Source organism: Limnohabitans sp. Rim28 (assembly GCF_000293865.2).
Taxonomy (GTDB): domain Bacteria; phylum Pseudomonadota; class Gammaproteobacteria; order Burkholderiales; family Burkholderiaceae_C; genus Limnohabitans_A.
The window spans coordinates 15,543-42,261 of record NZ_ALKN02000019.1; the positions used below are offsets into that span (position 1 = coordinate 15,543).

Annotated in this window: 22 protein-coding genes, 2 tRNA genes and 2 pseudogenes; 6 read left to right on the forward strand and 20 right to left on the reverse strand. The window is 55.7% G+C overall.

Translation table 11 applies throughout. From position 1 onward, the window contains the following. Positions 1 to 2: 2 nt before the first annotated feature. Positions 3 to 1,580: an ABC transporter substrate-binding protein gene (locus B472_RS15610; protein ID WP_157951991.1), complete on the reverse strand. Its 1,578-nt coding sequence runs from the start codon at positions 1,578 to 1,580 to the stop codon at positions 3 to 5. A gap of 287 nt (positions 1,581 to 1,867) precedes the next feature. Then, a pseudogene (locus B472_RS15615) lies at positions 1,868 to 2,194 on the reverse strand (transposase); the annotation flags it as partial. 28 nt (positions 2,195 to 2,222) lie between these two features. Between B472_RS15615 and B472_RS15620 the strand changes: the two are divergent. The 4 genes from B472_RS15620 (at position 2,223) to B472_RS15635 (ending at position 4,444) form a co-directional block, all read left to right on the forward strand. Further along, a complete protein-coding gene (locus tag B472_RS15620) occupies positions 2,223 to 2,831 on the forward strand; it encodes an ADP-ribosylglycohydrolase family protein (protein WP_157951992.1) in 609 nt (202 codons plus the stop codon). A 123-nt stretch (positions 2,832 to 2,954) separates the two neighbouring features. Continuing rightward, the gene (locus B472_RS15625; RefSeq protein WP_133176113.1) at positions 2,955 to 3,227 is read left to right on the forward strand and encodes a hypothetical protein; all 273 of its coding nucleotides are present in this window, start codon (positions 2,955 to 2,957) and stop codon (positions 3,225 to 3,227) included. Positions 3,228 to 3,256: 29 nt separating this feature from the next. Next, positions 3,257 to 3,685 (forward strand): DUF3293 domain-containing protein, encoded by a 429-nt coding sequence (locus B472_RS15630; RefSeq protein ID WP_019428439.1) that lies wholly within the window; start codon positions 3,257 to 3,259, stop codon positions 3,683 to 3,685. Between the two features lie 93 nt (positions 3,686 to 3,778). Then, a complete protein-coding gene (locus B472_RS15635) occupies positions 3,779 to 4,444 on the forward strand; it encodes a hypothetical protein (protein ID WP_133176114.1) in 666 nt (221 codons plus the stop codon). A 54-nt stretch (positions 4,445 to 4,498) separates the two neighbouring features. Here the strand turns inward: B472_RS15635 and B472_RS15640 are convergent, their stop codons facing one another. Continuing rightward, on the reverse strand, positions 4,499 to 4,978 hold the full coding sequence (locus tag B472_RS15640) for a thermonuclease family protein (protein WP_019428441.1): 480 nt from the start codon (positions 4,976 to 4,978) through the stop codon (positions 4,499 to 4,501). 376 nt (positions 4,979 to 5,354) lie between these two features. Between B472_RS15640 and B472_RS15645 the strand changes: the two genes are divergently transcribed. Then, entirely contained in the window at positions 5,355 to 6,566 is a 1,212-nt protein-coding gene (locus B472_RS15645; RefSeq protein WP_157951993.1) for a S1C family serine protease, read from the forward strand. Then, the gene (locus B472_RS15650) at positions 6,563 to 7,165 is read left to right on the forward strand and encodes a hypothetical protein (protein ID WP_019428444.1); all 603 of its coding nucleotides are present in this window, start codon (positions 6,563 to 6,565) and stop codon (positions 7,163 to 7,165) included. Before B472_RS15645 ends, B472_RS15650 begins: the two co-directional genes overlap by 4 nt. Before the next feature lie 7 nt (positions 7,166 to 7,172). Here B472_RS15650 and B472_RS15655 read toward each other — a convergent pair whose 3' ends face one another. The 17 genes and pseudogenes from B472_RS15655 to B472_RS15735 all read right to left on the reverse strand — a co-directional run. Beyond that, positions 7,173 to 7,667: a hypothetical protein gene (locus tag B472_RS15655; protein WP_019428445.1), complete on the reverse strand. Its 495-nt coding sequence runs from the start codon at positions 7,665 to 7,667 to the stop codon at positions 7,173 to 7,175. Between the two features lie 16 nt (positions 7,668 to 7,683). Next, on the reverse strand, positions 7,684 to 8,979 hold the full coding sequence (locus tag B472_RS15660) for a site-specific integrase (RefSeq protein WP_133176116.1): 1,296 nt from the start codon (positions 8,977 to 8,979) through the stop codon (positions 7,684 to 7,686). 226 nt (positions 8,980 to 9,205) lie between these two features. Next, positions 9,206 to 9,281 (reverse strand) — tRNA-Phe (locus B472_RS15665). A gap of 54 nt (positions 9,282 to 9,335) precedes the next feature. After that, entirely contained in the window at positions 9,336 to 9,998 is a 663-nt protein-coding gene (locus B472_RS15670) for a response regulator (RefSeq protein WP_026039833.1), read from the reverse strand. An 18-nt stretch (positions 9,999 to 10,016) separates the two neighbouring features. Next, on the reverse strand, positions 10,017 to 12,314 hold the full coding sequence (locus tag B472_RS15675) for an ATP-binding protein (protein ID WP_019428448.1): 2,298 nt from the start codon (positions 12,312 to 12,314) through the stop codon (positions 10,017 to 10,019). A gap of 1 nt (position 12,315) precedes the next feature. Next, complete coding sequence (locus tag B472_RS15680; RefSeq protein ID WP_116798708.1) at positions 12,316 to 12,951, reverse strand: DUF4390 domain-containing protein; 636 nt, start codon at positions 12,949 to 12,951, stop codon at positions 12,316 to 12,318. After that, positions 12,911 to 14,344 carry a 16S rRNA (cytosine(967)-C(5))-methyltransferase RsmB gene (gene rsmB / locus B472_RS15685; protein ID WP_081505009.1) on the reverse strand — a complete coding sequence of 478 codons (1,434 nt, stop codon included), beginning with the start codon at positions 14,342 to 14,344 and terminating at the stop codon, positions 12,911 to 12,913. The genes B472_RS15680 and rsmB overlap by 41 nt, the downstream gene beginning before the upstream one ends. Positions 14,345 to 14,445: 101 nt before the next feature. After that, a complete protein-coding gene (rpoC, locus tag B472_RS15690) occupies positions 14,446 to 18,660 on the reverse strand; it encodes a DNA-directed RNA polymerase subunit beta' (protein ID WP_019428451.1) in 4,215 nt (1,404 codons plus the stop codon). A gap of 23 nt (positions 18,661 to 18,683) precedes the next feature. Next, a complete protein-coding gene (gene rpoB / locus B472_RS15695; RefSeq protein WP_019428452.1) occupies positions 18,684 to 22,808 on the reverse strand; it encodes a DNA-directed RNA polymerase subunit beta in 4,125 nt (1,374 codons plus the stop codon). A gap of 252 nt (positions 22,809 to 23,060) precedes the next feature. Continuing rightward, complete coding sequence (gene rplL, locus B472_RS15700; protein ID WP_019428453.1) at positions 23,061 to 23,435, reverse strand: 50S ribosomal protein L7/L12; 375 nt, start codon at positions 23,433 to 23,435, stop codon at positions 23,061 to 23,063. Positions 23,436 to 23,475: 40 nt separating this feature from the next. Continuing rightward, positions 23,476 to 23,982 carry a 50S ribosomal protein L10 gene (gene rplJ / locus B472_RS15705; protein ID WP_026039834.1) on the reverse strand — a complete coding sequence of 169 codons (507 nt, stop codon included), beginning with the start codon at positions 23,980 to 23,982 and terminating at the stop codon, positions 23,476 to 23,478. A gap of 254 nt (positions 23,983 to 24,236) precedes the next feature. Then, positions 24,237 to 24,932: a 50S ribosomal protein L1 gene (gene rplA, locus B472_RS15710; RefSeq protein ID WP_019428455.1), complete on the reverse strand. Its 696-nt coding sequence runs from the start codon at positions 24,930 to 24,932 to the stop codon at positions 24,237 to 24,239. Beyond that, the gene (gene rplK, locus B472_RS15715) at positions 24,933 to 25,364 is read right to left on the reverse strand and encodes a 50S ribosomal protein L11 (RefSeq protein WP_019428456.1); all 432 of its coding nucleotides are present in this window, start codon (positions 25,362 to 25,364) and stop codon (positions 24,933 to 24,935) included. A 117-nt stretch (positions 25,365 to 25,481) separates the two neighbouring features. Then, a complete protein-coding gene (gene nusG, locus B472_RS15720; protein WP_019428457.1) occupies positions 25,482 to 26,063 on the reverse strand; it encodes a transcription termination/antitermination protein NusG in 582 nt (193 codons plus the stop codon). Then, a complete protein-coding gene (gene secE, locus B472_RS15725) occupies positions 26,063 to 26,446 on the reverse strand; it encodes a preprotein translocase subunit SecE (protein WP_019428458.1) in 384 nt (127 codons plus the stop codon). Before secE ends, nusG begins: the two co-directional genes overlap by 1 nt. A 99-nt stretch (positions 26,447 to 26,545) precedes the next feature. Next, positions 26,546 to 26,621: transfer RNA gene (locus B472_RS15730), tRNA-Trp, on the reverse strand. Positions 26,622 to 26,633: 12 nt separating this feature from the next. Next, positions 26,634 to 26,719: pseudogene (locus tag B472_RS15735) on the reverse strand (elongation factor Tu); the annotation flags it as partial.

Sequence of the window (26,719 nt, forward strand, 5' to 3'; positions counted from 1 at the left end):
AATTATTTTTCGAAGTACGCGTCAGCGAAGTTTCCGCCAATCACGCCGTCGGCACTGATGGTATGTTTCTTTAATTTTGAACTGGACAGTGTGATGAAGCGTGTTTCCATCAAAGGGATCACGGGCAGATCTGTCATGGCGAGACGTTGCATGCTTAGGTAAAGTGCCTGGCGCTTGGTGAAATCGTTTTCATCTTGTGCGGCTTCGATGATTCGATCCATGTCAGGGCTTCGATAATCGGTGGCATTGGTAAACACCACGCCCTTCTGAATCGCTTTTGACCAGAACAGTCGCTGCACCCCTTGAGTGGGATCTGCGAAGGCGCCGTAGTACCCGCTGGTGCTGTCAAAATCGTATTCAGTAAATATGCGCCTCAAGTAAGAAGGTAAATCCTGGCTGCGAAGTTCAACGTCAATTCCAACCCGGGACAGTTGTTGCTTGATAAATTCGCCGGTACGCTGGTAGTCAGACCCCAGAGGAAAAAGGTCATGGGTCATTTTGAATCGCATGCCATTGGCGCCTGGCTTCAAGCCGGCTTCGTCGAGAAGTTTCTTGGCTTTTTCAACGCTGTATTCATACTTGGGCACATCGGTTGAATGAAAGGTTGTGACCTGTGACGGGATAGGGCTGACAGCCGGTTTGCCATAGCCCATCCAGACAACTTGGGTCATACGGTCTCGATCAATTGCATGTGCAATGGCACGGCGCACGCGCACATCATTTAAGGGTGGCTTGCGCAGATTAACCTCCATCAGCAGGTAGGGTGACATGTAGGCGTATCCACGGGTTTCCACGCTGAGCGCGGGATTCTTGGCAATCCGCGGCATATCGGTAAGCGGCACCGGACTCAGACCGCCGATGTGAACTTCACCAGTTTCGAAACTTGCTGCACGTGCAGAGGCGTCATTGATGATCCGGAATACGATGCGGCGTAGAAGCGGCTTTCCAGTTTGCCAGTAGTTGGGATTTTTCTCCAGAAGAATGAACTCGCCTTTCTTCCATTCCTTGAAAACAAAGGGGCCTGTTCCAACGGGTTTGCTGACGTATGGATTCGTGGCGGGGTCGGATCCGACAAAAAGATGTTTGGGCATCATCGGAGATTCGTAGCTGGAGGCGAGTGCTGTCAGCATCGGGGGCGCTGGTTTGCTGAGCTTGATGATGGCGGTCAGTGGATCGGGCGTTTCGACACTGGTGATTTTCGCAAGAGCAGTACGACCGCGAGGGTGTACTTTTTTAAGCACTTCTAAAATTGTGTAACTGACATCGGCCGAGGTGAACGGCTGTCCGTCATGCCACTTGACATTTGGGCGCAGCTTGAAGGTGTAGGTCAGGCCATCTGCGCTGATGTCCCATTTTTCAGCTAACAGAGGCTGTGGTTTCAAATCGCTGTCCAGATAAAGCAAGCTTTCCATGACTTTTGATGTCACCATGCCCATTTGCAAAGTAGTGTTAATCGCAGTCAGTAAAAAGGGTGGTTCGGGCGAAAGAGCAAATTTCAGAGTGCCGCTTTCAATATCCGCTGCGCTTTGCGCTGCAGCCGGAACGCCAAGCGCTGTAATTGCAAACATTGCAACAGACAAGATTACGCATTTATATGTATTTGAATTGCTATTAACCATATAAAAATCCTTTGTTTAATTCGGTAGTTCTCGAAAAGAATCCTGCTCTTAATTGCCATCAGGAAGCGATTTCTTACCGTGATTATGAAAGTGAAATTTTGAGTGTCTTTCAAAATCTGCTCGATTCATTTCGAAATCAGTACAACCTGTGGGGTAAACCGTAAGTGTCCGGCCATCCCATCTGGATTTTCAATTTCTTAGCCCGTTTAGCAGATACGTGTCCACGTCACGTCTTGGACACCTAGACACTAAACCCTTGTCCAGCAGTGCGGCAGCAGCTCTTCAATTTGGCTGTTCATGTGCATCGGCAGCCTCGTCAGCACATCTTTTAGGGACGCGTGCGGATCGTGCCCGGTCAACTTGGCCGATTGAATCAGACTCATCACTGCCGCTGCCCTTTGGCCAGCACGCAGCAAGTCCTCAAACAACCAGTTGTTACTGCCAATCGCAATCGGCCGAATCTGTTTTTCGATCCAATTGTTGTCCACGGGAAATTGACCGCCTTGTATGAATCGCGTCAACGCTTTCCAGCGCCTCAAGCTGTAGTCAATGGTTTTGGCCGTGGCCGATGCGCTGACGCAGGGCGTCGACCCGCAAACCACCATGATTGACTGGTGTCGCAAATATGCCGAGAACGGCGGCTGGGGGAAACGTTTTGCCGAATGGTTCATGGACAACAACCCGCAACCCTACGGCAGCTGGGGCAACGGCGCGGCCATGCGCATTGCCCCTGTGGGATTGCTGGCCAGCACCGAAGCCGAGGTCATCGGCTGGTCTGACACAGTGACCGCCATCACGCACAACCACCCAGATGCCATGAACTCAGCGCAAGCGGTGGCCCTGGCCATTTTTTGGGCAAGGCAAAAAACTAGCGTCCAAGACATAGGCCAGCGATTGATTGAGCGCTACGGCTACCCGCTGCATCTGACGCCAGACGATATTCGCCCCACGTACAAGCGCACAGAAAAAGCCATCGACTCGGTGCCACAAGCTATCAGCTGCGCTCTGCACTCGACCAGCTTTGAAGACGCCATTCGCAATGCTGTGTCCTTAGGCGGCGACAGTGACACCATCGCTGCGATTGCGGGGGGCATTGCAGAAGCCCTCCACGGAATACCCGACACCATGGCTGCCGAAGCTTGGGGCTACCTGCCCAAAGACATCCAAGCTGTGATCAGCGCCCTCTACCAAGAAGCGAACGCTAGCCTATGACCACCCTGCCCACTAAGCTGCTACAAACCTTCAACGAGATTTACCGCCGCGTTCACCAAAAGATCGCTTTTACGATGTGCATTGGCTAGCCCCAAAACGAAATCGCTCCAGAGCCAACCCAATATGAGTTTTCATAAAAAAGTACTGATCGGAATAGTCGCTTTCTTTCTCATCTACACCGTTGTGGGCTATGTTCAGTTGTACGTAACAGATCCTTATCTAGACAACGATTCTGATTTAGCAATACACGGGGTGACCAAACAGTTGATGCTCCCCTTTTCACTGCTCATGACCAGTGTTCTGGCCACGGCGGTTTATTTGATTCGTTGGGTATGGCTTCTGGGTAAATGGCTACAACTTAGAAGGAAACAGGCATTGCAGAATCGGTTTTTATGAGGATCCCAAAACTTTAAGAAGATGCAGCTATGAGCAAGACATCAAACCAGCTATCAGCCGAGCTGCTGCAAGCTTTCGCCGATACCCACTACATCGTGAATTATGAAGCTCCTTTCGCGATGCATATCGGCCAGCCCTGCTCGGAACTCAAAGCACTAATGGACAAGCACAACGTCCTGAGCGCGGCCTTCATCACTGCTTGGAACCCGTTCAGCCAAAACCTGCACCCCAAAGAAAACCAAGCCCGCCAGGACCAGCTGAAAGTCAACCTCAAAAGGCGCGGACTTATCTGCATCGACGGTATCGGAAAGCACCCAAACAACAACTGGCCGGGTGAGGCAAGCGTATTGGTGCTGGGCCTGGACCTGGAGGCTGCCAAGTCACTGGCGCGGCGTTACGAGCAACACGCATTTGTGTGGGCTTCAGGCGATGGCGTGCCCGAGTTAATTAAACCTTGAATATCCATAAAACCGATGACCAGCATTGCCGGCTATAACATCAGCGCAGCGCCCTGCTGCGGCAAAATTTACCGGACCCTTCGTTACCGGTCCATGAACTTCTCCGCCTGGGAGTATTGGACGGACGGCCACACCGAGGGTGGGCTCATGCCGAATGGATACGGTTTGCGCAAGTGCCTTTGCGGCGCTTTTTATTTGCGCAGAGAGATGGTGGATTTGGGTGAGGTGGATGAGTCTGAGTTGGACCACCCAAGCCCTGTGTATGACGACGACTTGCCCAATGCCATTGCACAAGCACGAAACGATCAAGTGGAAATGGCTGCGCGGCTGGAGTATTGGCAACACCTGAACCACAGCTACCGAGAACGCTACCGCGCACATCGCGATGCCGAAGAAGCTGCCAACCAAGCCTCTTGGGCACTGGCGAATCCGGACAATCGAAGCTTTTGGCAAAAATTGCGCAAAGTGCCTGCGCCAACCTACGTCCGGTCAAGCAGCAGCCCCTTCACCTACCCGCCTTTTGAGCCCACCCTTGTTCAACAAGACAATATGCGTGCCCTGCTCCTTCTCCTCAACAGTGAAGACAGGCGAAAGAAACACTTGGAAGAGATTGTTGAACTGCACCGAGAACTGGGCGAGTTTGAAGAAGCGGCGAAAGCCTTGGACGAATACGAAGACATAGACCGAAGCAAAGTCAGCGAGCTGCTGGCTGATTTAGTGAAGGATAAGGAAACAGCACCTGTTCGCTATCGCTTGTGAAATTTAACCAATTTCCAACGCTTATAGCAGCCACGTACTCAGGCGAACGGGCTGCTATTTTTTCTGCCTGAATACCGCGGGCTCAATGGGCGCAGCGTCTTGCCAAAGGCCCAGGCGCAGCTCGCGGGCCTCTACCTCAGAGCGGTCATAAAGGTCTCGGTCCTTCACGGATTGCTCGTCTTGATAGTCCTTGAAATGCCAAGCCATGCCGCGCCTGACTTGTTCAAGGCAAATGTCGATGTCGCCGAGCATCACTTGTCCGACTGTCCGGCCAAATCGATCTTTCTTGGACCAATGGACCTTGATGGTTTTGTTGTAGACCAACTTCGACAGCGATTCTTTGGACTTTTGGCCATAGGCCTGCTTCATTTCTGGGGCGTCAATGCCTTGGAGTCGAATCTTGTGCTGCCGTTTTTCAGCATCCAACAGGGTAAGGCTGTCGCCGTCTGACACCCCAACCACCAGGCCTTGCAAGATATTTGTCGCGTTGACGTTAAAAACTAACAATCCCAGCAACATCACCACCAGTGACATAAATCTCTTCATAGTGGAAGTTTGTCACAGGCATTGGCATTTTTATTGTTTTTGATTTTTATGACACTGTCTTTGGCAGGCTCATTGCATGAGCCTGTCGTGTCAGAAAATGGCTTGGATCATGCAAAAGGGGGCATCGTGGACGATTCAGTTTTATAAAGGCGCCAACTGCCCATTTCACCGCCTGCGTACACTGCTCTAAAACATTACAAAATTATTAGATTTAATGAATTCGATGTTCAACCCTTTTCTTGATGCATCTCGCTATTTCCCTCCACGGTTTTACACATGGTTGTCCCTTTTTAAATGGTGCGCTGTTTTGGTGGGTTTTTTGGGGTCGAATCTTTCTTGGGCCCAGGCCACGAATGCCGAAACTTTGTTCAAACGTATTCGGCCATCGGTGGTGGTGGTCAGAACCGAGGTCAGCGGCAATCTGGGTTTGAGCTCTAGCGCCAGTGGCTTCATCGCCCACCGCAAAGATTGGGTGGTCACCAACTACCACGCGGTGACCGAAGCCATCTACGACGCCAAAGCACACAACCTGACCGTCCATGCGGCCAATGAACTTAAGAAAACCGCCCGGGTGATTGCGGTGGATGTACTCAATGATTTGGCCGTTCTACAGCTGGACTCGCCCATCGATGCCCCCTTGTTGGAATTGCGTGAATCGCTGCCCGCCAAGGGTGAGAACGGGTTTTCTGTGGGTAAACCCGGATCTTTTGATTACAGCATCGTCAATGGCTCATTCAACGGCATGCACGATGAGCAGTCATCACCGCTGATTGTGTTCAGCGGCGCCATCAACAGCGGCATGAGTGGTGGGCCCACCTTGGACACCAGCGGACGCGTGGTGGGTGTCAATGTGGCCACCAGCACCAGGCACCAGTTGATTGGCTTGGTAATACCCTCTTCTGCAGTCAGCGCATTGATCAAACAAACAGCCCAGCAAAGCGTCCCGGACAACGCACAGCTGCGGGCAGATATTTCTAGGCAATTTGCCAAGTTTGGACGCCAACAGCTACATCGCTTGGACAGTGGCTTGAACAACGTGCGCAGACTCGGGCCATTTAACGTACGTGCGGATTTGGCCAATGAACATGTATGTGCCACTGAAAGACAAGCCAACACCAAGTGGCGCTACAGCATGGTTAAGCAGACCTGCGAATCTGCCAGTGGTTTGTACGTGATGGACGAGCAGCAAGCTGGACGTATTATTTCAGGATCGTTTTTGCTGCAAGGCCCTGGTCTGAACGATTTGCAAATGGCCAATTTGGTGGAGCGAAGGCTTTACAGCCTATCGGGTGTCAGCAAGGTGCCCGACGACTCAACACCCTGGCAATGCAACGAACAACGCGTACAGGTACCCTGGGGCCTGACGGTGCAATTGCACGCTTGTCGCCGCGCCTTGACCAAGTTGCCCAACCTGAACGAATACCGCTTTCGCTACACACCATTGGTGACCGGGCCCAATGCGCTGGTGGTGGCCATGGGGCTGGATGGGTTTGACGATGCAACCGCCAAAGCCATCCTCAGAAAGTCCATGTCCAGCTTGGCCTTTGATGCAAATTTCGAGAAAGCCAAGCCATGAACGCGCGTCTGGTCCCCGCCCTGGCTTCGACACTAGTCCTCGCCTTCTTGGGCATGAGTTTTTGGTATTACCAGACTTACAGTCTGGAGGTCACAGACCCTGCATTTTTTGCCAAAACCTTTGCACAGCGCTTGGCCTTCATGAGCGCTTGGGTAGTGGCTTGGTCATGGGTCACCTACTCTGTCCACGGACGTCCGCAAATAAGCCAAAACATCGCCATCACGGCCACTGCTGGCTTGGTGGATGTGACCGTTCTGCTTTTGGCCATGCCTTGGTTGTTTTTTGCCATGGGTTGGCCGTGGCCTCACGCTTTCCATGAAATCATGCGCACAGTTTTGGTAATCATGGTCGCATTAGTGCAACTGCGGATGATTTGGGGCTTGCTCAACAAGCAGCTTGTACTTGTTTGGGCGATGGGAAGCAGCATTGCGCTGGGCGTCGTGGGCCTGCAAAACTGGGCAGATCAAAACGACACCGCCTCTTTGAAGAGCCTACCGTATGAGGGCAACATATACCCCGCTTATTGGGTAGCTCCAGCTCCGGCGAGTCTGGATCGGGGATTGGATGAGCTTTGGGAAAAGGCGGGATGGAACAAATAAATGATCCTCAAGCCGCCAACGCCCCCAACGCCATCTGAGCGTTCAAAGCGTTGACTGCAGTATCAGAACCGATGACCTCCACGCCAATGTTCCTGCGCCAGGATTTGATACCGATTCGAACCGCCCCCTCAACAGTCTCCGCTACATGCTCCACATCAAACTGAGGAATCAGTTCGCCTTCAACGGCCACTGACCGTACGGTCGTGCGAAAGCTGCTGGCCAGCGCCGCAGACAGCTCCCATGCGCTGATGGCTGCGCCAGCAGCTTGCTGGCGCAGCTTCCGGGCTACTGCCATAACTTCATCCTGTGATAGCCCTGTAGCCTCAGGTACATCCTCTGAGATGTCTCCACCAGCCTCGAGTCGAGCAGTCACGCCATCGTAGAAGTTCACACGGTTGAGGCTGTTCATACTTGCAGCAAACGAGCGCTGAGCCATCTGTTCAAACAGCTCCTGCAACTGTTCTCGAACTGGTTTTTCGGCCGTGAGATCAGGTCTAGTCATCTCCAGTTCCTCGCGTTCAGTTGGGGGCTGCGCCAGCAGAGGCTTGCGCTAAAGCCTCTCGCAGTTCATCGACTGCAGGCTTGCTCTGCAAAATCAGCGAGAGATTCAAACCTGTACTGATTTCCGCAAAGTGCAGCATGTTGTCATTGGGTGTGTTGTTGATGATTTGACTGATCTCATCACCAGCCTGCCCAGCACCTTGCCCAGCGAACTGCGCAGCGTTCATCAACGGCTTCATGTGGTTGTAGTACTTGGCAATCATTACCGCGCTGGTTCGGACTTGGCTTTGAATTTGCTCTGCTGTCAGCCCCTTAGCAACAAGCTGGGTGATCGCATAGTGCCTGAGGCTGTACAGAGTTCGTTCATCCCCAGTGATAGGGCAATCCAACATCTTGAGTTCAATAAGCAATTGCTTGAATTGCTTGCTCAACTGATTGGGCTGGGTCCCATCCCTCATTCGGAAAATCTTAGCCGCATGCTTCTCTTCAAGAACTTGAGCCAAAGTCTTGTCTGCAAACTCTGGCGTGTACTGACGAATCTTTTCCAAAAGTAACCAGCAACTGCGATGAAGAACAGCCCCCATGGGCTTGTTCTTCTTGACGGTCTTGCCCCGTTGAATATGTGCGTACAAAACGGGCTCATCACCCACTTTGTGGATCTCAAGGTGTCGCCACTCCAAAAACTCAATCTCGGTGCCTGGACGCATGCCAGTGGCAGCCACAAAGGGGATGTAGACGGCCAGCAGTTCCCGAATCATTCGGCTGCGCTCCAAGCGGGCATCATTGACCCAATCGGGCAAATGAGCACAAATAAGCTCTATTTCCCTCAGCGAGAAGTCTGGACGCCTCCCCCCTGCCTCACCTGTATTTTTGAGCACAGGGCGCTGCAGGCTGGTCATGAAGCCTTTTTCCACAGCATGGTCGAACACCAGGTTCAATGCAGCGTTGTGGTTGCTCTGAGCGCTCTGGCTCAGTTCTTTGCCCACCTTGTTCCTGCGCCACTCGCAAAAGTCATTGAAAACCTCGGTAGTGATCCTGTCCACGTTGTAGTTGCCAAAGAACGGGATCAGGTAGCCCTTGATGGTCGCCAGGTAGTCGTTGTTGCTGCCGCGCTTGGTCTTGTCCGCTGCAACCTTAACTTCCAGATCTCGCTGGACGATCTCTGCAACAGCTTTGAATTTCTTGGAAATAACTGGGTGGCCTGAGCGAGCCAGGATGCGCGCCTCCATCCATTGCTCTTCAGCAATAGAACGGGCTTTGTCCAAATCTGCAGTACCCGTAGCTTTACGCAGCCAGCGGCCAATGGCATCCACCTTGTAATGGGCTTGCCAGCGATCAGAGTCAGGCCTTCGCACTAGGCGAATTTCGTTTGATCGGACGACTACGGTCTCTGCTGCTTTTTCTCGCATAACCGTATTTTAAGGCCTGACGGGGGTTTGAGTCAACCTTAAAAAAAACGTGTAATTACCGTGTAATTGAAAAATCATAAAAAAAGCACCTAGCTTTTGGAGCTAAGTGCTTGTTTTACAAGAAGAATCTTGGTGGCCTGGGGCAGAATCGAACTGCCGACACGCGGATTTTCAATCCGCTGCTCTACCAACTGAGCTACCGGGCCAGAAGCGAAATTATATCAGAGTCAAACGCACTTTCAGGCGCTGGTGGCGGCCTTTCAACTGTGGCGTTTGCTGCGTGTCAGGTCCACACCCAGTTGCTTGAGTTTTCTGTACAAGTGGGTTCGCTCCAAGCCTGTTTTTTCTGCCACGCGGGTCATGGATCCGGCCTCATGGGCCAGATGAAATTCGAAATAGGCTTTTTCGAAAGCATCACGCGCCTCGCGCAGCGGACGGTCCAGCTCAAAGCTTTGTTGAACGTCGGGGGTGGCGGCTGTCTCATGGGCCACCAAACTGGACATGGACAAGGTGCTGGAGAGGGGCTGCGGGGCTGCAGCGAGCATGGCTTGTTGAACTTGATCTCGCAACAAACCTTGCTCGACCGCCTTGAGGAGTTTTTGCAAGGTAATGGGCTTTTCGAGGAAAGCTTGGGCGCCGATTTTGACCGCCTCGACAGCGGTGTCGATGGTGGCATGCCCACTCATCATGATCACCGGCATGGTCAACAACCCGGATGCGGCCCACTCTTTGAGCAAGCTCACGCCATCGGTGTCGGGCATCCAAATGTCGAGCAAAACCAAGTCGGGTCGCATGTTTTGACGGGCCTCGCGAGCCTGGGCTGCGTTCTCGGCAAGCTCGACCTGGTGCCCTTCATCAAAAAGGATCTCGGAGAGCAGGTCGCGAATGCCCAGCTCGTCGTCCACCACCAATATATTAGCCATATGCCTGTTTGTCTCTGTTCATGAAGTGGGCGTTTGGGGCCCCTGTGCTTCTTGCACCACCGCGAATGATAACGAGACTTGCGCGCCTTGTATGTCACCCTCTTCCAGCAGGTTGCCCATCTCGATGCGGGCGGCGTGTTCGTCGGCTATTTTTTTAACGACGGCCAAGCCCAATCCCGTGCCTTTCGCTTTGGTGGTCACATAGGGCTCAAACGCTCGTTGGAGGATGTGGGGCGCAAAGCCAGGACCCGAATCGGTCACGGTCAACCGAACGCGTTGCCGAGCGGGACGCCATTCGGTGCGCACCTGAACACGGGCTGGCGACGCAGCGTCACCCCGCAACTCACAAGCATCTTGCGCGTTCTGCAGCAAGTTATGAATGACCTGGCGCAGTTGCTGCTCGTCGCCCAGTATGGCCGGGCATGCCGGATCAAGCTCGGCCATGACTTTGGTACGCGGCGTGGTGTCCAAGGGTTCTGTGGCGTACAAGGCCATGACATCGGTGATCAATTCATTGAGCTGCAATGGCTTGAGCTCGGCCGATGGCAGGCGTGCGTAGTCCCGAAACTCGTTGACCAAGCGCTTCATGGCATCCACTTGGTCCACGATGGTTTTCACCGATTTGGCCAACACCACCTCGTCAGCAGCGTCGAGCTTGCCAATCAAACGTCGCTCCAAGCGTTCGGCCGACAGCTGAATCGGGGTGAGAGGATTCTTGATCTCATGGGCCAGACGCCGGGCGACTTCGCCCCAGGCCTGCGCCCGCTCAGCCGACACGATCTCTGAAATATCGTCGAACACCAACAATCGCATGCCGTCAGGCAAGACGGCGCCACGTGCCAGCAAGTTCACGCCGGTTTGACTTAAACCTTGGCCAGCAGCGTGGATTTCAAACGACTTTTGCCAGTGGTCAAGTTCGTGCACGCCCGTATCTGCGCCCAAGGCTGTGAACTGCTCAGCCACGCCTTTGGCAAAGTCGGTCAGTCCGGGCAGGCTCAAAATGCTTTGCTGGTCGTGTGCCGCCACGGGCACACGCAAGATGCGCGTGGCCCCGGGGTTGGCAGACTGTATGCGCCCTTCTGCGTCGAGCACCATGACACCGGCCGTCAGGTTGTCCAAAATGGTTTGCAGATTACTTCGGGCTTGATCAAGTTGACTGAGACTGCGCTCGACATGGCCCCTGGCATCGGACAGTTGTTGGGTCATGTCGGCGAATGAGCGCGTCAACCCGCCCAACTCGTCCTTGCCTTGTAAAGCCAACTTGGGCCTGAGGTCGCCTGCAGCCACTTGGCGCATGCCATGCGCCAACAACAACAAGGGTCTGGCCAATTGGTTACCCAACAACACCGCCAGCAATATGGCGCCCAAAACCGCCATGAACAAACTCAGGGTGAGGGTGCCGATGTACATGCGCCGTAAACCTTCACGGGCCAAAGCCCTTTCCTGGTATTCGCGGTAAGCCGCCTGCACTTCAAGGGCATTGTTGACCAATGTAGGCGGCAGTTCTTGCACCACTTGCAAAAGACGCCGATCCTCATCCAGTGCCAGGCTCCACTGCGGGATCAGCACCAGCACTTTGATCCGGCCCTTGTCTGCCCCAGAGGCAGATTCGTCAAGGCCCTCATACCAAGACAAGCTCGCGTTCTTGCGAGCCTCCCTGAATTGAAGCGGCGTGGGCCGCTCGGTACGGATCTGAAATTGCGACTGACCGGCACTGGCCACCATGCGTCCACCCAAAGTCCAGATGGCCACATCGGTGGCACCAATCTGTGTGCGGATTTTTTCGGCGGCCAAACCGGGGTTCACTTCGCCCGATTCTGCCAAGTTGGCGGCTGCGGCTTTGGCTTGTTTGGCCAGGTCCTCGCTCAGGGTATCCAGGGTGGCCCTTCCCAAGTTCAAGCCTGCCACCAGCGCGGCTTCGACCTTGACGTCGAACCAGCTTTCAATCGAGCGCGACACAAACTGGTAGGACACCACGTAAATCAGCACGCCAGGCACCACGCCCACCAAGGCAAAGATGCCCGCCAACTTGACCAGTAAGCGCGCGCCAAACTGACCTTTGCGCAGCCGCAACCATAGCCGAATAGAACCCCACAAAATGGTCAGCAACAGACCGCCGGCCACAACAGCGTTGGTGACGACCAGCCATTCGTAGTTGTGGTTGAAGTTTTCGCTTTGGTCGGTGGCCTGCGTCATGAGCACCAGCAAACCCACCCCGATCAAGACCGAGCTGAGGGCACCCACCAACAACAGCCAGCGACTGGCCCCTTTGGGCAGGCTGGTGAACTTTTGGCGATAGGCTTGGGCCCAAGGCATGTCAGCGCACCAAGTCCTGGCTCAAACGGAGTGTTTTGCTGACCTGCAAATTCCAATCGGATTGGCCGCCTGCAGCAATTTGAAAGGGCCTGGGCAGTTGTGAGACATCCAGCTTGAAGTTGTAGCGAATGCGCTGCCGAGCGTCGGGGCTCAGACTTTGGAGGTCCACCAGTCGCCATGCAGACTGCCTGCGAATGACGCTCAGGGCTTCCACCAGGGTGTCAAAATTTTGCGAGATGCTGCCCGCCAAACCGGTGCCCGCGATCGGTTCTGACGACACATTCAAACGCCAACGCCGAGTCAGGGGTTGAAAAGCCAGCCTGTAGTAGCGGTGGCTCACACTCACTTGGGCATCGGTCCAATACCATCGGTCTCGCAAAATCTCGGCTTCGGCCACAAAGTGCAGTGCCAGGCCCTTGACCAAGGCATCTTCCAAGACAGGGCCCAACTCCAAAGACGTCTGAGCGTTGAGCACCAAGTTGCCGTTCTCGCGCAGCGCTTTGAGCTCGGTCAGCTCCATGCTGGCGTTTTGCGCCCAAGCTGCGGAAATAGACAAGATGCCAACGCACAACAGCCGCACCAGGCTGCTGAGCAGCTCAAGCCCGTTCTTTTTCCAGCAGTGCGTAATAAAACCCATCGTGTTCACCCAATGCATTGTCCACGACCGGAAGACCTGTGGGAGTATGACCCGGTATCAAATGGCCGGGAGATGGCAGCAATTGGGCATTGGTGTTGCGCTGAAGAAACGCTTGCACGGTTTCATCCCCTTCGGAACGAAAGACCGAACAGGTGCAGTAAAGCAACCGCCCGCCCGGCGCCAAGAGCGGCCAAAGCGCTTTGAGCAATTGCGCTTGAATTTGACCCAGCTTGGCGCTGTCGTTGGGTCGACGCAGCCAACGCACGTCAGGGTGTCTGCGCACGATGCCCGAAGCGGTGCATGGGGCATCCAACAAGATGGCATCAAAGCTTTGGCCATCCCACCAACTGGCGGGCTGAGCCGCATCTGCGGCGCGAACTTCTGCACGAACCTCTGCCTGAACACCCAAACGTTGCAAGTTCTGACCAATCCGCTGGCAGCGGCGGGCATCGACATCAAGGGCCAGCACCCGGGCTTGGGGGTAACAAGCCAACAAGTGAGCGGTCTTGCCGCCCGGGGCAGCACAAGCGTCCAAGATACGCCAGGGCTGGGTGGCATCACGGCCTTGCAGCAACAAAGGCGCGGCCACTTGGGCTGCAGCATCTTGCACCGAAACATGGCCTTGGGCAAAGCCGGGCAACTGGGTCACCGGCACAGCCTTTGCCAACTGCAGGCCTGTGGCCCCAACAGCTTTGGCGGGCAAGCCCAAGGCCAGCAACTGCGCTTGGTATTCGGCCACGCTGTGGTGGCTGGGATCGACGCGCAAGCTCATGGGCGCGGGCTGCTGTGCCATGCCCAGCAAGCTTTGCCATTGACCTGGGTATTCGGCTTGCAGGCGCTCGATCCACCACAGGGGGTGATTCCAAAAGGCTTGTGGGTTGGTGTCGGTCAGGGCCATCAAGTCTTCACGTTCACGCATGAAGCGCCTCAGACAGGCGTTGATGAAACCGCTTTGGGCGTGCGTCGTTCTTTGCTGGCGCGCGGCTTCAACCGCTTGGTTGACCAAGGTGTGCACCGGGTAAGGCGCCGCAGCGGCTTGCCAGCTCAAGGCCAAGGCGGTACACAGCAAAGCGTCGGCAGCCGGTGGTGGGGCTTTGCTGGCCAATTGTTCGCGCAGCGCGATCGCGCGTCCCAGTTGCCGCATGACCTGAAAAGCCAGCGCTTGCACACCGGGGCGCAGTTCGGGGGGCACCGCTTCGATTTCAGGCGTCAAAGAACGCCCTGCTCGCACACTCTGCACCACCGCTGCAGTCGCTTGCAGCAGTTGCCACAAGGGTGCCGAATGGTTGGAGGGCCCCTGCTGGGACGGCTGACCCGGCCCCAGTGCTTCGGAAGCTTTGACGGTCGTTCGCGGGGACCTTGGGAGGGGATGGGCGCGTGGCTTTGGGGTCATGGTGTGGGCCGTGAATGCCTGTTAGAAAATGAAACAGCCCCTGACCACTTGGCGGTACAGGGGCTGTTCAAGGGTCACCGGGGGGCCGGTGACTTCATCGCTCAGGCGGCTTCGCCTGCGTCTGTGACAGTGTCTTCAGTCGACTCACCGGCCAAGTCCGCCGCTTCTGCATCGGCAATGGCTTTGCGCTCGGCATCGTCCATCGCGTCTTTCACGGCGCGGGCCTTGTGATAGGCCAAACCTGTACCGGCGGGAATCAAACGACCCACGATCACGTTTTCCTTCAAGCCGCGCAACTCGTCGCGCTTGCCCATGATGGCCGCTTCGGTCAACACACGGGTCGTTTCCTGGAAGGAAGCGGCCGAGATGAACGAGTCGGTCGACAAGGAGGCTTTGGTGATACCCAGCAACAAGTTGCTGAAGGTCGCTGGGATCTTGCCTTCGCGCTGCAAAGCTTCGTTGGTATTGAGGATTTCGGAGCGTTCCACCTGCTCACCAGAGATGTAGGTGGACTCACCGATGTTCTCGACCACGACGCGGCGCAGCATCTGACGAACAATCACTTCAATGTGCTTGTCGTTGATCTTCACGCCTTGCAAACGGTACACGTCTTGGACTTCGTCGACGATGTAACGGGCCAGCTCTTCCATGCCCAAAAGGCGCAGGATGTCTTGTGGGTCTGCAGGGCCGTCCACAATGCTTTCGCCCTTGTTGACCACCTGGCCTTCGTGCACCAGGATGTTCTTTTCCTTGGGGATCAGTTCATCCCAGACCTTGCCATCTGGATCGGTGATCTGCAAGCGGACTTTGCCCTTGGTCTCTTTACCGAACGACACGGTACCGGTCATCTCGGCCAGCATGCCCTTGTCTTTGGGTGTACGGGCTTCGAACAGTTCGGCCACACGTGGCAAACCGCCGGTGATGTCTCGGGTCTTTTGACCTTCAACAGGGATACGGGCCAGCACCTCGCCTGGGCCCACGTCCATGCCGTCGCGCACCTGAATCAGCGAGCCGATCTGGAAGCCAATCGTCACCGAATGGTCGGTGCCGGGGATTTTGACTTCTTTGCCAGAGGCGTCGATCAACTTGACCTGGGGGCGAATGACCTTGGCAGCACCACGGCGCTTGGGGTCAATGACCACCAAGGTGGACAGGCCCGTGACCTCGTCCATTTGCTTGGCCACAGTGAGGCCTTCTTCGACGTTTTCGAATTGAACCTTACCGGCAAACTCGGTGATGATGGGACGTGTCAACGGATCCCAGTTGGCCAAGATGACGCCGGCCTTGATGGTTTGGTCGGGCTTGATGGCCAAGATCGCACCGTACGGCACTTTGTGGCGCTCGCGCTCACGACCCGCATCGGAGATGACGATTTCACCGGAACGGGAAATCACCACCAACTCGCCTTTGGTGTTGGTCACATAACGCATCGTGGCATTGAAACCAATCGTGCCGCTGGACTTGGCTTCCACGCTGGAGGCCACTGCCGCACGCGACGCCGCACCACCAATGTGGAAGGTACGCATGGTCAACTGTGTGCCTGGCTCACCGATCGACTGAGCGGCAATGATGCCCACAGCTTCGCCGGTGTTGATCAAGCCACCACGGCCCAAATCGCGGCCGTAGCAGCTGGCGCACAAACCAAAGCGGGTCTCGCAAGTCAGGGCGGTGCGAACTTTGACTTCGTCCACGCCGACCAATTCCAACTCGTCCAACATGTCTTCGTCCAGCATGACGCCGGTCTTGACCATGACAGCGCGTGTTTCGGGGTGCAGCACGTCTTCGACAACGGTGCGGCCCAAAGCGCGGTCGCGCAGGGATTCGATCACTTCACCACCTTCAACGATGGCGCGCATCAGGGAACCGTTGCGGGTTCCGCAGTCTTGCTCGGTCACGACCAAGTCTTGCACCACGTCGCACAAACGACGGGTCAGGTAACCCGAGTTGGCGGTCTTCAAAGCCGTGTCGGCCAAGCCTTTACGGGCACCGTGTGTCGAGATGAAGTACTGCAACACGTTCAGGCCTTCACGGAAGTTCGCCGTGATGGGGGTCTCAATGATGGAGCCGTCTGGCTTGGCCATCAGGCCACGCATGCCGGCCAGCTGACGGATCTGCGCAGCAGAACCACGGGCACCGGAGTCGGCCATCATGTAAATCGAGTTGAACGATTCTTGGTCGACTTCGTTGCCGTGACGGTCGATGGTCTTCTCTTTGCGGAGTTGGTCCATCATCACTTTAGAGACGACATCACCGGCTTTGCCCCAGATGTCCACCACCTTGTTGTAGCGCTCGCCAGAGGTCACCAGACCCGAGACGTATTGCTGCTCGATGTCTTTGACTTCTTTTTCGGCGGCTTCGATGATGGCGGGCTTCTCAGGCGGCACCAACATGTCGTCGATACCAATCGAGATACCGGCGCGTGTGGCCAAACGGAAACCGTTTTGCAACAACTTGTCGGCAAACACCACCGTCTCTTTCAAGCCGCACTTGCGGAATGCCGTGTTGATCAGCTTAGAGATTTCCTTCTTCTTCAGCGCCTTGTTCAGGTTGCTGAAGGGCAGGCCCTTGGGCAAGATCTCTGACAACAGAGCACGGCCCACGGTGGTTTCCACCATCGACACAGACGGGGTGAATTCACCGGTCGTTTTGTCTTTGGTCCACTCGGTCATGCGCACGTTGATTTTGGCCGTCAACTCGACGGCGTCGGCGTCCAAGGCGCGCTGCACTTCACCGATGTCGGCAAAGATCAGGCCTTCACCACGGGCATTGATGCGGTCACGCGTGGCGTAGTACAAACCCAGCACCACGTCTTGCGACGGGACGATGGAGGGTTCGCCGGAAGCTGGGAACAAGATGTTGTTCGAAGCCAGCATCAGGGTGCGGGCTTCCATCTGGGCTTCGACCGACAGCGGCACGTGCACAGCCATTTGGTCACCGTCGAAGTCGGCGTTGAAGGCCGCGCAAACGAGGGGGTGCAACTGGATGGCTTTACCTTCGATGAGCAAAGGCTCAAAAGCTTGGATGCCCAAACGGTGCAAGGTAGGCGCACGGTTCAGCATCACGGGGTGCTCTTTGATGACCTCTTCCAAGATGTCCCAGACCACCGGTGTACCGGCTTCGACTTCTTTCTTGGCCGCCTTGATGGTGGTGGCGATGCCCATCGACTCAAGACGGGCAAAGATGAACGGCTTGAACAACTCGATGGCCATCAACTTGGGCAAACCGCACTGGTGCAGCTTGAGCGTTGGGCCCACGGTGATGACAGAACGACCGGAGTAATCGACGCGCTTGCCCAGCAAGTTCTGACGGAAACGACCGCTCTTGCCTTTGATCATGTCGGCCAAAGACTTCAAAGCACGCTTGTTGGCGCCGGTCATGGCTTTGCCGCGACGGCCGTTGTCCAGCAAGCTGTCCACGGCTTCTTGCAACATGCGCTTTTCGTTGCGCGCAATGATCTCGGGCGCCTTCAGCTCCAGCAAGCGGCGCAGACGGCTGTTGCGGTTGATGACGCGGCGATACAGGTCGTTCAGGTCGGAGGTGGCAAAACGGCCACCGTCCAGTGGCACCAAAGGACGCAGGTCCGGTGGCAACACGGGCAACACTTCGAGCACCATCCACTCGGGCTTGATGCCCGACTTCTTGAAAGCTTCCAGCACTTTGAGGCGCTTGGAATTTTTCTTGACCTTGAGTTCGGAGCCGGTCAAGTCACCGCGCAGGCGCTCGATTTCGCTTTCGATGTCGATGCTTTGCAGCAATTCCTTGATGCCTTCGGCGCCCATCTTGGCGACGAATTCATCGCCGTATTCCTTGATCTTGGCGTCGTAGTCGTCCTCGGACATGATGCCGAACTTTTTCAGCGGGGTCATGCCGGGGTCGGTCACGACATACGCTTCAAAGTACAAGACACGCTCAATGTCGCGCAGTGTCATGTCGAGCACCAGGCCCAAACGCGATGGCAAGGACTTGAGGAACCAGATGTGGGCGCAAGGCGCGGCCAGATCGATGTGGCCCATGCGCTCGCGGCGCACTTTGGTCTGCGTGACTTCAACGCCGCACTTCTCGCAGATCACACCGCGGTGCTTGAGGCGTTTGTACTTGCCGCACAAGCATTCGTAGTCTTTGATGGGGCCAAAAATCTTGGCGCAAAACAGACCATCACGCTCAGGCTTGAAGGTACGGTAGTTGATGGTTTCCGGCTTTTTCACTTCACCGAAAGACCACGAACGGATCTTTTCGGGCGATGCCAGGCCGATGCGGATGGCATCGAAATGGTCATCGGGCGTGAACTGCTTGAACAGGTCGAGTAGTGATTTCATGGTTTAAATCCTTTGCCTGTGAATTAAGAACGCTCGAGCTCGATGTCAAGGCCCAGCGAACGGATTTCCTTGACCAGCACGTTGAACGACTCGGGCATGCCCGCTTCGATGGAGTGTTCGCCTTTGACGATGCTCTCGTACACCTTGGTACGGCCTTGCACGTCGTCGGACTTCACGGTGAGCATCTCTTGCAGAACGTAAGAGGCGCCATACGCTTCCAATGCCCACACTTCCATCTCACCGAAACGCTGACCACCGAACTGCGCCTTGCCACCCAGCGGCTGCTGTGTGACCAAGCTGTAAGGACCGGTCGAACGGGCGTGCATCTTGTCGTCCACCAAGTGGTGCAGTTTCAAGAAGTGCATGTAGCCAATGGTGGTGGGACGGTCAAAGGCGTCGCCCGTGCGGCCGTCAAACAGGTTGGCTTGTGTGCGTGTGGCGGTCAGGCCCTTGGCTTTGGCCAAGTCGTCTGGGTAGGCCAGGTGCAGCATGGCGCGGATTTCCTCTTCGGCCGCGCCGTCGAACACGGGCGTGGCGAATGGGAAGCCTTCTTTGAGGTTGTCGGCCATGGCCAACACTTCATCGTCGGTCAGCTGCGTCAGGTCTTCTTTGCGGCCCATGCTGTTGTAGAGCTGCTCGAACAACTTGCGCAGTTCGGCAATCTTTTCCAGGCGCTGGGTTTCGGCTTGCAACATGTTGCCAATGCGCTGGCCAATGCCTTTGCCGGCCCAGCCCAAGTGCACCTCGAGCACCTGACCCACGTTCATGCGCGATGGCACGCCCAGCGGGTTGAGCACGATGTCGGCAGGGGTGCCGTCGGCCATGAAAGGCATGTCTTCAACAGGAACGATCTTGGAGACCACGCCCTTGTTACCGTGACGGCCGGCCATCTTGTCACCCGGCTGCAAGCGGCGCTTGACGGCCAAGTAGACCTTGACCATCTTAAGCACGCCCGCAGGCAACTCGTCGCCTTGGGTGAGCTTCTTGCGCTTTTCTTCAAACGACAAATCGAAGCTATGGCGGGTTTGCTCCAGCGAGTTCTTGATGGACTCGAGTTGCATGGCCACGTCGTCTTCGGCTGGACGGATGTCGAACCAATGGAATTTTTCGACCGACTCCATGTAGGCTTTGTCGAGCTTGGTGCCTTTGGCAAGCTTTTGTGGGCCACCGTTGGCCACGCGGCCTACCAGCAGCTTTTCGATGCGGTCAAATGCGTCGGCTTCCACAATGCGCAGCTGGTCGTTCAGATCCAAGCGGAAACGCTTGAGTTCGTCGTCGATGATCTGCTGGGCACGCTTGTCGCGCACGATGCCTTCGCGGGTGAAGACTTGAACGTCGATCACCGTGCCCTGAGAGCCCTGGTCCACGCGCAATGAAGTGTCTTTCACATCGCTGGCTTTTTCGCCGAAGATGGCGCGCAGCAGTTTCTCTTCAGGCGTCAGGGTGGTCTCGCCTTTCGGTGTGACCTTGCCGACCAAGACATCGCCTGGTTGCACTTCTGCACCCACGTAAATGATGCCGGAGTCGTCCAAACGGCCCAATTGCTGCTCGGACAGGTTGGGGATGTCGCGCGAAATTTCTTCGGCACCCAACTTGGTGTCGCGGGCCATGACCACGAGTTCTTCGATGTGGATCGAGGTGTAACGGTCTTCTGACACGACACGCTCAGAGATCAAGATCGAGTCTTCGAAGTTGTAACCGTTCCAAGGCATGAAGGCGATCAGCATGTTCTGGCCAATGGCGATTTCGCCCAGGTCGGTCGATGCACCGTCGGCGATCACATCACCTTTGGCCAGCTTGTCGCCACGCTTGACGATGGGGCGCTGGTGGATGTTGGTGTTCTGGTTGGAACGCTGGTACTTGATCAGGTTGTAGATGTCCACACCCACTTCGCCGGCCAGTGCTTCAGCGTCGTTCACACGGATCACGATGCGGGTCGCGTCGACGTAATCGACGATACCGCCACGCGTAGCGGTCACCACAGTGCCCGAGTCAACCGCTGCAACGCGCTCGATGCCAGTGCCGACCATGGGCTTTTCAGGGCGCAGCACAGGCACAGCCTGACGCGACATGTTGGCACCCATCAAAGCGCGGTTCGCGTCGTCGTGCTCCAGGAACGGCACCAAAGATGCCGCCACCGAAACGATCTGCGCTGGTGACACGTCCATGTACTGGATGCGCTCGGCACCGCACAGGATGGATTCACCTTTTTCACGGGCAGACACCAAGTCGCCGGTCAGCTTTCCGTCTTTGTCCAATGCGGCATTGGCCTGGGCAATGACGTATTTGCCTTCTTCGATGGCCGACAGGTAGTCGATGTCCATCGTGACTTTGCCCTCGACCACTCGGCGGTAAGGGGTTTCGATGAAACCGTACTCGTTCAAGCGGGCGTACAAAGCCAAGGAGTTGATCAGACCAATGTTGGGGCCTTCAGGCGTTTCAATGGGGCAGACTCGACCGTAGTGGGTCACGTGCACGTCACGCACTTCGAAACCGGCACGCTCGCGGGTCAAACCACCTGGGCCCAAGGCCGATACGCGGCGCTTGTGGGTGATTTCAGCCAAGGGGTTGGTCTGGTCCATGAACTGCGACAACTGCGATGCACCAAAGAACTCTTTGAGGGCAGCAGAAATCGGCTTGGAATTGATCAGGTCATGCGGCATGAGCGGCTCTTGCTCGGCTTGGCCCAAACGTTCTTTGACGGCTTTTTCGATGCGCGCCAGACCTGTGCGGTACTGGTTCTCGGCCAATTCGCCGACACAGCGCACGCGGCGGTTGCCCAGGTGGTCGATGTCATCGACTTCGCCGTTGCCGTTGCGCAGGTCCACCAAGATCTTGACCACGGCCAAGATGTCCTCATTGGTCAACACCATGGGACCTGTGGACTCGCCACGGCCCACTCGGGCATTGAATTTCATGCGGCCAACGCGCGACAAATCATAGGTGTCGGGGTTGTAGAACAAGCGCTGGAACAGAGCTTGCACAGCGTCTTCTGTGGGCGGCTCGCCAGGACGCATCATGCGGTAGATGGCCACGCGTGCAGCGAATTCGTCCACGGTTTCGTCGATGCGCAAGGTTTGCGAAATGTACGCGCCTTGGTCGAGTTCGTTGGTGTAAATGCAAGGCAGATCTTGCACGCCAGAGCTGCGGAGTTTTTTCAGCAGCGCTTCAGTCAACTCTTCGTTGGCCTTGGCGATGATCTCACCGGTATCGGCTTCGACAATGCTGCGGGCCACCACGCGGCCAATCAGGAAGTCTTCGGGCACGCTGATGTGCGTGGTGCCGGACTGCTCCAACTCGCGGGTGTGGCGCACGGTGATGCGCTTGTCTTTGGCGACCACCACTTTGCCGGATTTGTCGGTGATGTCAAAACGGGCGACTTCGCCGCGCAGACGCTCGGCCACAAATTCCATTTGGGCGCCGCTGTCCATCAGGCGGAAGTTGTCGTTGACGAAGAAGTTCGCCAAGATGGATTCTGGGTTCAAGCCAATGGCCTTGAGCAGAATGGAGACCGGCATCTTGCGACGACGGTCGACGCGGAAGTACAAGATGTCCTTCGGGTCGAATTCGAAGTCGAGCCATGAACCGCGGTAAGGGATGATGCGCGCCGAGAACAACAATTTGCCCGAGCTATGCGTCTTGCCCTTGTCGTGCTCGAAGAACACGCCGGGTGAGCGGTGCAACTGAGACACGATGACGCGCTCGGTGCCGTTGATGATGAAGGAGCCTTTGTCGGTCATCAGGGGCACTTCGCCCATGTAGACCTCTTGCTCTTTGACTTCTTTGACCACCTTGTTTTGTGAGGTCGAAGAGTCACGGTCGTAAATGATGAGTTGAACGCGCGCACGCACGGCCGACGAGAAGGTCAGGCCACGGGTTTGGCACTCGCGCACATCGAACGCTGGTTTGGCCAGGTTGTACTCGATGAATTTCATCTCCACAAAACCGTTGTGGGACACGATCGGGAAGGCCGACTCAAAGGCGGCTTGCAGGCCCTCGTGTGTGCGCTTGGATGAAATGACACCTGCTTGCAAGAAGGACGTGTAAGCGTCTTTTTGCATTTGCAGCAGGTAAGGAACTTCGAGCACGCTTTCGCGGCTGCCGAAACTTTTGCGGATTCGCTTGCGTTCGGTGTATGAATAGGCCATGAGATCTCCGGGCTTGATCTTTCAGAACTGTGTGTTGAATGGGCTGTTGCACCCCCTCAACGGTCTTGGCGGCTGGCCTCTACCAGCCTTGGCGGACGATTGCGCATTGCACGCAACCCGAACCAAGGGTTTTCTGCAGTCGGGTCAGAAAACACTGAAAAACAGCTTCAAAGGGGCCGCTTTTCGGTGTGCTCTTCAAGCACCAAAGGCTGGAGGCCCTTTCGGACACTCCAGCCTTGGAACAAAACCGAATTACTTCAGTTCGGCCTTGGCGCCAGCTTCTTCCAGCTTCTTCTTGGCAGCTTCAGCGTCAGCCTTTGGCAGGCCTTCTTTGACCGCCTTAGGAGCGCCGTCCACCAAGTCTTTGGCTTCTTTCAAGCCCAGACCTGTGATTTCACGCACCGCTTTGATCACGGACACTTTGTTGGCGCCAGCTTCGAGCAACATGACGTTGAAGTCTGTCTTCTCTTCAGCAGCAGCAGCAGCACCGCCGCCGGCAGCAGCAGGCGCAGCCATTGCGGCTGCGCTCACGCCAAACTTCTCTTCGATGGCTTTCACCAGGTCGTTGAGTTCCATGACCGTCATGCTGTCCAGCGCGGTCAAAAATGCGTCTTTATCGAATGCCATTTTTATTTCCTAACAATTGGTTAAAACACGAACGCTGGCCTCAAGCGGCAACAGCTTCGCCTTCGCCTTTTTTGGCCGCCAGCGCACCCAGCACAACGGCTGTACGCGACATGGGCGACATCAACAAGCCACACAACTGGGCCAACAAAACTTCTTTCGAAGGGATGTTTGCCAATTGCTTAACGCCGTTCACGTCCAAAGCTTTGCCTGCGAATGCACCTGCACGAATGACCAACTTGTCGTTGGTTTTCGAGAAGTCAGCCACCACTTTCGCGGCAGCCACTGCATCTTCAGAGAAGCCATAGATCAGCGGACCGGTCATCTGGTCGGCGACAACTTCAAACTGCGTACCTGCCACAGCACGGCGAGCCAAGGTGTTTTTCAACACCGTCAGCGAAACGCCGAGGCTGCGAGCTTTGACACGCAGATTGGTCATGTCAGCGACCGTGATACCACGGTATTCCGCCATCACAAGCGTTTGAGCTTTAGCGGCGAGGTCGGTCACTTCGGAAATGACCGCTTCTTTCTCACTGCGATTCAGACTCAAGGTCTACTCCTTTGTATGTGCTTTTCGGGTTGCCCCTGAAACACGCCTATTTGCAGCGACCAACTGTTTTGGATCTTCATCCATCTGCAGCGGGATCGCCATCTGCGTTGGCCCAAAATCTCAAGATGTCTTGAGACTTTGTTGATTAAGCACACAGGGTGTGCACCAACGGTCTTGGATGGCCCGCTGTACTTTTGCAAGGACAGCGGCCCACCACATTGAGGCGCTCTTTCGAGCCCCTCAAATCTTTGCCATCACGCCGAGATGGATTGCGTGTCGACGCGAACGCCCACACCCATGGTCGACGAGACAGCCACTTTGCGCAGGTAAATGCCTTTGCTGGTCGCAGGCTTGGCTTTGACCAAAGCTTCGATCAGTGCAGCCAAGTTGCCTTGCAACTTGTCGGTGTCGAACGAACGGCGACCGATGGTGCCATGCACGATACCGGCTTTGTCGACACGGAACTGAACCTGACCTGCTTTGGCATTGCGCACAGCGGTGGCAACGTCTGGTGTCACAGTACCGACTTTGGGGTTAGGCATCAGACCACGTGGGCCCAAGATCTGACCCAAAGTACCCACAACGCGCATCGCGTCAGGGGCTGCGATGACCACGTCAAAAGGCATGTCGCCAGCCTTGACGCGTGCAGCCAGATCGTCCATGCCGACCACGTCCGCACCAGCAGCCAAAGCTTCTTCAGCCTTAGCGCCTTGGGCAAACACAGCCACGCGGGCAGTTTTGCCGGTGCCGTTGGGCAACACCACGGCGCCACGCACCACCTGGTCAGACTTCTTGGCGTCGATACCGAGTTGCACGGCCACGTCGATGGACTCATCAAACTTGGCGGTCGCGCACTCTTTGACCATGGTCAAGGCATCGGCCAGGGCGTACAGCTTCAGGCTGTCCACTTTGCCAACAAGGGCTTTTTGTTTTTTAGTGAGCTTGGACATTTACACGCCCTCCACATTCACGCCCATGGAACGGGCAGTACCAGCGATGGTGCGAACTGCCGCGTCCAGATCGGCAGCGGTCAAGTCTTTCATCTTGGCTTTGGCGATGTCTTCCAGTTGAGCGCGAGTGATCTTGCCCACTTTTTCCAAGCCAGGCTTGGTGGAAGCTTTGTCGAGCTTCAGTGACTTCTTGATCAAGGTCGCTGCGGGCGGGGTCTTGATGATGAAGGTGAAGGACTTGTCTGCAAACGCCGTGATGACCACAGGCAATGGCAGACCTGGCTCAACGCCTTGGGTCTGGGCGTTGAACGCCTTGCAGAATTCCATGATGTTCAAACCACGTTGGCCCAGTGCAGGACCAATGGGTGGTGATGGGTTGGCTTTACCAGCTGGCACTTGCAGCTTGATGAAGCCGACGATTTTTTTCGCCATGCTTTTCTCCTTGCGGGTTTTAACGCTTTGGGCTTTTGGGCCCTCGGCTCCCCGGGGTTAACGACTCAAGATCAAAGACGGACGCCGAGTCGGGAAGCGCCTGTCCGGAAAAACAAATCAGGTTTTCTCAACCTGACCAAATTCAAGCTCTACCGGCGTGGCTCGGCCAAAAATGGTGACGGAGACGCGCATTTTGTTGCGCTCGTAGTTGACCTCTTCAACCGTGCCATTGAAGTCTGTAAACGGACCTTCTTTGACGCGGATGTACTCGCCCACTTCAAACTCAACCTTATGGCGCGGCTTGTCAGTGCCCTCTTGCATCTGGTTCACGATCTTGGCCACATCGGCCTCGGAGATCGGGGCAGGACGGTTTTTGGCGCCGCCCACAAAGCCGGTGACTTTGTTGGTGTGCTTGACGAGGTGCCAGGTTTCGTCGTCCATGACCATTTCAACCAGCACATAACCGGGAAAGAATTTTCTTTCGGTGGTTTTTTTCTGGCCGTTCTTGATTTCAACCACTTCTTCAGTGGGCACCAAAATGCGACCAAATTTGGTTTCCATGCCCGAGCGCGCAATGCGCTCGACGATGTTGCGCTCAACCGCTTTTTCCATGCCCGAATAGGCATGAACCACGTACCACTTGAGGTCCGGGTTGGTGGAGGAGCCTGCCATTGGCGCGTTCACGACGACATCGTTCATTATTTTTTCCACCCCAGAATCAGATCGTAAAAAACCCATTCGAGAGTTTTGTCGGTGAGCCACAGGAAAAGTGCCATCACCACCACAAACGCAAAGACGTACAAAGTGATTTGGAGCGCTTCTTTGCGCTCAGGCCAAACCACTTTTTTGGTTTCACGAACAGCATCTCGGCCAAAAGCCACCAATTCGCGACCGGTTTCGGAGGTGAAAAAGACCACCACAGCCGCCACCAAAGCCACGAGCAAACCACCCCACTGAACCCAATTGCCTTGGGCTGCGAGCATGTAGTAAGCAACCAATCCTGCCAGGACCAATGCAATGGCTAAAGCCAATCGCATCTTGTCACCAGCAGTATTCACTGTTTGAACTTCGGACGTTGCCATACGGCTTGAAACCTTTGTTGAGCCTCTTCAACAGATGACTCTTATCAGACAAGGAAGCCCGCTAGGGTCTAGCGGGCTTGAAAATTCCACCTTTTCAGGTGGCAGGGGCAGTAGGAATCGAACCTACAACCTTCGGTTTTGGAGACCGACGCTCTGCCAATTGAGCTATACCCCTACATCAAAAGAATTAAGCAAGAATCTTGGCAACAACGCCAGCGCCAACCGTGCGGCCACCTTCGCGGATGGCAAAGCGCAAGCCTTCTTCCATCGCAA